The organism is Geitlerinema sp. PCC 9228, from assembly GCF_001870905.1.
In the GTDB taxonomy this organism is placed as follows: Bacteria; Cyanobacteriota; Cyanobacteriia; order Cyanobacteriales; family PCC-9228; genus PCC-9228.
On record NZ_LNDC01000167.1, the window covers coordinates 1 to 5,534 of the forward strand.

General features: G+C 48.5%; 4 protein-coding genes. 3 read left to right on the top strand and 1 reads right to left on the bottom strand.

What is annotated here, in order from left to right:
• Positions 1 to 114: 114 nt before the first annotated feature.
• A complete protein-coding gene (locus tag AS151_RS17500) occupies positions 115 to 861 on the bottom strand; it encodes a dienelactone hydrolase family protein (RefSeq protein WP_071518356.1) in 747 nt (248 codons plus the stop codon).
• Between the two features lie 177 nt (positions 862 to 1,038).
• Between AS151_RS17500 and AS151_RS17505 the strand changes: the two genes are divergently transcribed.
• The 3 genes from AS151_RS17505 (at position 1,039) to AS151_RS22280 (ending at position 5,421) form a co-directional block, all read left to right on the top strand.
• Positions 1,039 to 3,069 carry a cation:proton antiporter gene (locus AS151_RS17505; protein WP_071518357.1) on the top strand — a complete coding sequence of 677 codons (2,031 nt, stop codon included), beginning with the start codon at positions 1,039 to 1,041 and terminating at the stop codon, positions 3,067 to 3,069.
• A 71-nt stretch (positions 3,070 to 3,140) separates the two neighbouring features.
• On the top strand, positions 3,141 to 4,349 hold the full coding sequence (locus AS151_RS17510; protein WP_071518358.1) for a Coenzyme F420 hydrogenase/dehydrogenase, beta subunit C-terminal domain: 1,209 nt from the start codon (positions 3,141 to 3,143) through the stop codon (positions 4,347 to 4,349).
• A 907-nt stretch (positions 4,350 to 5,256) separates the two neighbouring features.
• A complete protein-coding gene (locus tag AS151_RS22280; protein WP_170861443.1) occupies positions 5,257 to 5,421 on the top strand; it encodes a hypothetical protein in 165 nt (54 codons plus the stop codon).
• Positions 5,422 to 5,534: the final 113 nt, after the last annotated feature.

Here is a 5,534-nt window from a genome sequence, read left to right on the forward strand (position 1 = left end):
GGGATGGACTAGCATAGCTAATCCATCTAGGCACACCCAATGAAGCGAGAATCTCACGAATTCTATTCGTGAGAGTGTCAATCTCCTCGGGAGAAACCAGCCCCCCTCGCTGCCCTATTTCAACTGGGGAAACAGTTCTTCAAAAACATGGTTCCACGCATCGGTAGCCGCTGGTCCGTGGTAGCTTTCCCGATGGTCGCAGCAAAAGCCGTGGCTAGCCCCCTGGTAGCGAAAAACTTTGTGGGGAACCTGATGTTTCTGCAACGCTGCTTCCACTTGGTCTACTTCTTCCAAAGCAATTAACGGGTCTTCCGTACCAAAGAATGCATACACCGTCCCATTAATTTCCGGCGTACGCTCGATCGTAGGTTCGCCGCCACCTGGGGTCATGCTAACCAGACCCGCACCGTAGAAAGAAGCCGTCGCTTGAATATCGTTGAGGGTTGCCGCCAAATAGGCCACGTGACCGCCAAAGCAGAAACCAATGCAGCCAAACCCTGTTGATTTAACATTCTTTTGACCTTTGAGAAAATCGATCGCCGCTTGGATATCCCTGAGAAGTTCCGATGCCTTGGTCATGTTTTTGTATTTTCTGCCCAATTCCAAATCTTCATCGGAATATCCGGTTTCAAAACCACCACCGGCCGTGCGTTGGTACAAAGCCGGCGCGATCGCAACATATCCTTGGCGGGCAATTTTTTCCGTTACTTCCCGAATGTGGGCATTGACCCCAAAGACTTCCTGCAGCACGATAATGCCAGGATAGGTCCCCTCTGCTGTCGGTTGGGCTAAATAGCTGTCAATTTGTAGGTCGGCGTTGGGAACCTTCACCCACTCGCTACGAATTTCCATCGCTGCCATAGCCGTTTCTCCTTATGCACTCGGCGGTACTAGTATTATTTGTCCGTGCTTGTTTGTCATTTGTCAATGGTTTTGTAGAAAATAGCACCATCCAGCCAAAAACTTTTTTATTTCGACAACGACAGTCTCCCCCACTGCTTGCCCTTTTTAGAACACCTATTTCAACGATCGAAAAATATGGCCAGCGAACCTCATTTTATCTTAGATATTACCACAGTTTTAGGCGCATCCGCCCTCGGCGGTTACATTGCCAATCGCTTGCGACAACCTGTCCTTTTAGGATATTTAGCAAGCGGCTTATTGGTGGGACCATTTGGCTTTCGCTTGTTAAACGACGTCGAACAAATTAAATCCCTCGCCGAAATTGGCGTTGCCTTTCTGTTGTTTACCCTAGGTGTAGAATTTTCCCTAGCGGAACTCAAACGTGTCAAAGATATTGCCCTGAAAGGTAGTTTTATTCAAATTGGGTTCACCATCGCCATGGTCGCCATATTAACAACTTTATTGGGGTTGGTGTCTGGTTTGATTCAGGGAATTTTCTTGGGGGCGGTTTTATCTCTTTCCTCTACGGCTGTGGTGCTAAAAACTCTCACCGAACGGGGGGAAACCAATACTGTTCACGGGCAAATTATGCTGGCGATTCTGATCGTTCAAGATTTGAGTTTGGGGGTGATGCTGGCAATTTTGCCGGCTTTGCAGGAACCGCAAAGTCTTTTTTCTTCCTTAGTAGCAGCTGTTTTAAAAGTCACGATTTTCCTAACCGCCGCTTTAGCTGCCGGTCGTTGGTTGGTGCCTCCTTTAATTCGCAATATTGTCAAAACGGAAAGCAACGAGCTGTTTTTGCTGACAGTCATTGCTTTGTGTTTGGGTGTGGCTTTGGTAACGGCCCATTTGGGACTTTCTATTGAAATGGGGGCATTTGTCGCTGGTTTAACCATTGCCGAGTTGGACTATTCCCAACAGGTTTTGGAGAAAATATTGCCTTTGCGGGATACCTTTGCCAGTTTGTTTTTTGCCTCTATTGGCATGTTGGTGGAACCGCAAGTCATTTGGGAGAATTTGGGTCTGATTATGGGATTGGTGGCGCTGGTTATGTTGGGAAAATCGACAATTATTTTTCCCATTATTTTAAATTTTGGTTACTCGTTAAAAGTTGCGTTAATTGCCAGTTCCGGACTCAGCCAAATTGGTGAATTTTCCTTTGTTTTGGCGCGGGTGGGATTGCAAGAAGATTTTATTAGCGAAGAAACCTATTTTCTGCTTTTGGGAACCACAGCCATTACCTTGGTGCTCACCCCGATTTGGCTGCGATGGTCGCCGCTTTTGGCAGATTTTTTGGTGACTGTGCCGGTGTTACAACAATATTTAAATCAATTTCGCACCCCGAAAGATATTGAGGTTCCCGAAATGTATAAAGACCACGTGGTTGTGGCTGGATACGGTCGCGTGGGACAAATTGTGGTGAAAATTTTGCGCAATCGTGGCGTGCCCGTTTTGGTGGTGGAAAATAGCGAAGCAGCTATTCAACAATTGCGATCGCAGAATATTCCTTATGTGTTCGGCGATGCCGATTCGCAATTGGTCTTGGAAAAAGTCCATTTGGAAACCGCTCAAGCCCTCGCCATTGCCCTTCCCGACCCCGCCAGTACCCGATTGCTGCTCAAACGAGCTTTAGAAATGGTCCCGAATTTGGATGTGGTGGTGCGTTCCCATCAAAACAACGAAATTGACCTGTTGAGTCAAATGGGGGCGCAGGAAGTGGTGCAACCGGAGTTTGAGGCGGCTTTGGAAATGGGTTCCCACTTGCTAGCGACGTTGGGTAGCAGCGAAACGTTAATCCAATCGGTGATGCTCGATTTGCGTACCCACCGCTACACCGGTGTCAGACCGGAACGTACCAGCCAGCTACAGCCAGAAAATCTCAACGAAACTGCACCGGAATTTCACAGCCAATGGATTGGCATTCATGCGGGGTCCGCTCTCAATGGAAGTTCCATGGCAGCTGCGGAGTTGCGCAAACATACCGGCGTGACGCTGATGGGGGTGTATCAAGGGGAGGAAACCTTTTACTATCCGAAAGGACAAATCCAACTATCCACTGGCGATCGCTTGTTGGTGGTGGGGGAACCCCGGGAACTGGCTTATTTCCGCGCCTTAGCTAGGGGAGATGTGGATTTTCAGGATTCCGAAAAACCAACTACGGTTTGAGGGTTGGCGATTGACAACCAGTCGCTAGAATAGAGAACTAAGTCTCGATTGCTATAACAAATTGATTTTCTATGACCTCTACCCAACCTACCGCTAAAAAACATCAAAAAGCAAAAGGGTTAAAACCGGGAAAACCCCGTCCTGCCAAAGACCTGTGCAGCGAATGCGGTCTGTGCGATACCCATTTTATTCACTATGTCAAACAAGCTTGTGCGTTTCTCAACCAACAGTTCCAACGTTTGGAAACCCTCTCCCACGGCCGCGATCGCAATTTGGACAATGACGACGAACTCTATTTTGGGGTTCACCACTCTATGATGATGGCACGTAAAAAAGAACCCCTGCCTGGCGCTCAATGGACGGGGATTGTCAGTACCATCGCTTGCGAAATGCTGGAACGAGGGCTAGTGGAAGGGGTGGTCTGCGTGCAAAATTCTCCTGAAGACCGCTTCCAACCTCAACCTATTTTAGCGCGTACCCCCGAAGAGGTGCTGGCGGCGCGGGTGAACAAACCCACGTTATCCCCGAATTTGTCGATTCTAGAAGAAGTGGAACAGTCAGGGATGAAGCGCGTTCTGGCTATTGGTGTGGGGTGCCAAATTCAAGCTTTGCGGGAAGTGGAAGCGCATTTAGGCTTGGAAAAATTGTACGTGCTGGGAACGCCTTGTGTGGATAATGTTACTAGGCAAGGATTACAGACGTTTTTGGAAACCACCAGCAAGTCTCCAGATACGGTGGTTCATTACGAATTTATGCAAGATTTTAACGTGCATTTTCGTCACGAAGATGGGTCCGTTGAAAAAGTTCCTTTCTTTGGTTTGAATACGAAGAAACTTAAAGATGTGTTTGCCCCTTCCTGTTTGAGCTGTTTTGATTATGTGAACGGCCTGGCAGATTTGGTGGTTGGCTATATGGGGGCTACCTTTGGTTGGCAGTGGATTGTGGTGCGCAACCAAAAGGGTCAGGAAATGCTGGATGTGGTGCAAGACCAGTTGCATACCCAGCCGGTGATTTCTAAAGGCGATCGCCACAAGGCCGTACAGCAAAGCATTCCGGCTTACGATAAGGGGATCGCTTTGCCCATGTGGGCCGCCCGGTTGATGGGGATAGCGATTAACAAAATTGGTCCTAAGGGGTTGGAATATGCCCGCTTTTCCATTGATTCCCATTTTGTGCGCAATTATCTCTACGTAATGCGTAATTATCCGGAGAAACTTTCCCAACACGTACCGGCATTTGCCAAACGGATTGTGGGGCAGTACGATTTGCCGGAATCTTAAAAAATAGGTAGCGGGCATCTCTGATGTCTGACGTTGGGGCGATCTGACCCCGATCGGACTCGGGGTCGGACTTTAATATTTCTTTAGAATTAAGCGATCGCGCTCCCTACACACAGGGGACCAGAAATGTTACCCTGGAAATGGAAGCCAGTAGCCTATAAAAAAAGGTCCTGTTAGAGAACAGATGGTGCGTGCTTGGCTGACCAGGATACGAACCATAGCGGAAATGGCTCCACAAAGCAGTATCTCTGCTAGTTTGATCTTTTCTCGATACTGACAACGGGCAAGGAAAAGTATGGAGAAAGCTCAGGCTGGTTGCCAAGCTAGTTTCTGCTTCTCCCATTTCCCAGCCAAGGGCTGGAACATAGGCTCGGCGAATCGAGTTCTATTCGGCGGGAAGATTTTACTATCTATGCTTTGAGACCTGCCTGGCAACCGTTTTTACAGTCGGTTTGGGTCGTGGTTGCATGAGAGGGAGTCAGGATAAGTTGGAGCTAGGCATTTCTTGGTTAAGACTGGGAGGCCCTATCTTAACTTGACAAACCTTCCCATAAGGAAAGCGGAGGCTTTGCAAGCATAATCAATCGAAGATAGGGAGGATGCTAGCGCCAGCGATTCCCAAGCCATTCCCGAACTTCCCCACTGCTTTTCCGATGGGAGTTTCCGGTTCCCCGAGCCTAGCCACAGCATATAGAAATGTGCGTAAGTAGCTGGGCACAAGCATAAGGGGAGACTGGCAGCTGGCTAGTATCCTGCTAGGGAAGCGATCCGCGCCCAGGAACTCAGCCGATTTCCTCACGTCTGAGTTGGGTGGGTCAACCGGTCGCAGGACCCAAAGCACCACCATCGCTCCTTGCCACGGCAGCCACTAAAGACGAAACCATCGCATACCTAGGAGGCGATCGCAATGGAAAAAGCCAATTGGTGGGAAAAGTTAATTACTGCCCTATTGCTAACTTTTGTTGTGGGGTTGTTTGCCAAAGCTGGCTATAGCAATCAAGCTCCATCAGAATTAAGCTACTTGAATTCATCCGAACCATCGACTTCTGTTTCGGCCATGCAAGTACCTTAGCACAATACACCAGCATAGCACAAATCTTAAGACTAACCCAATCACTGGACAAAAATCGACATTCGTGTTGATTGCGTTCGGTTCGTCCAGCCTTGGTCTCGTAGCAGACTCCG

Bases quoted from the DNA above. Each gene is read 5' to 3' on its own strand.
- AS151_RS17500 (WP_071518356.1), bottom strand. From the start codon at position 861: ATGGCAGCGATGGAAATTCGTAGCGAGTGGGTGAAGGTTCCCAACGCC.
- AS151_RS17505 (WP_071518357.1), top strand. From the start codon at position 1,039: ATGGCCAGCGAACCTCATTTTATCTTAGATATTACCACAGTTTTAGGC.
- AS151_RS17510 (WP_071518358.1), top strand. From the start codon at position 3,141: ATGACCTCTACCCAACCTACCGCTAAAAAACATCAAAAAGCAAAAGGG.
- AS151_RS22280 (WP_170861443.1), top strand. From the start codon at position 5,257: ATGGAAAAAGCCAATTGGTGGGAAAAGTTAATTACTGCCCTATTGCTA.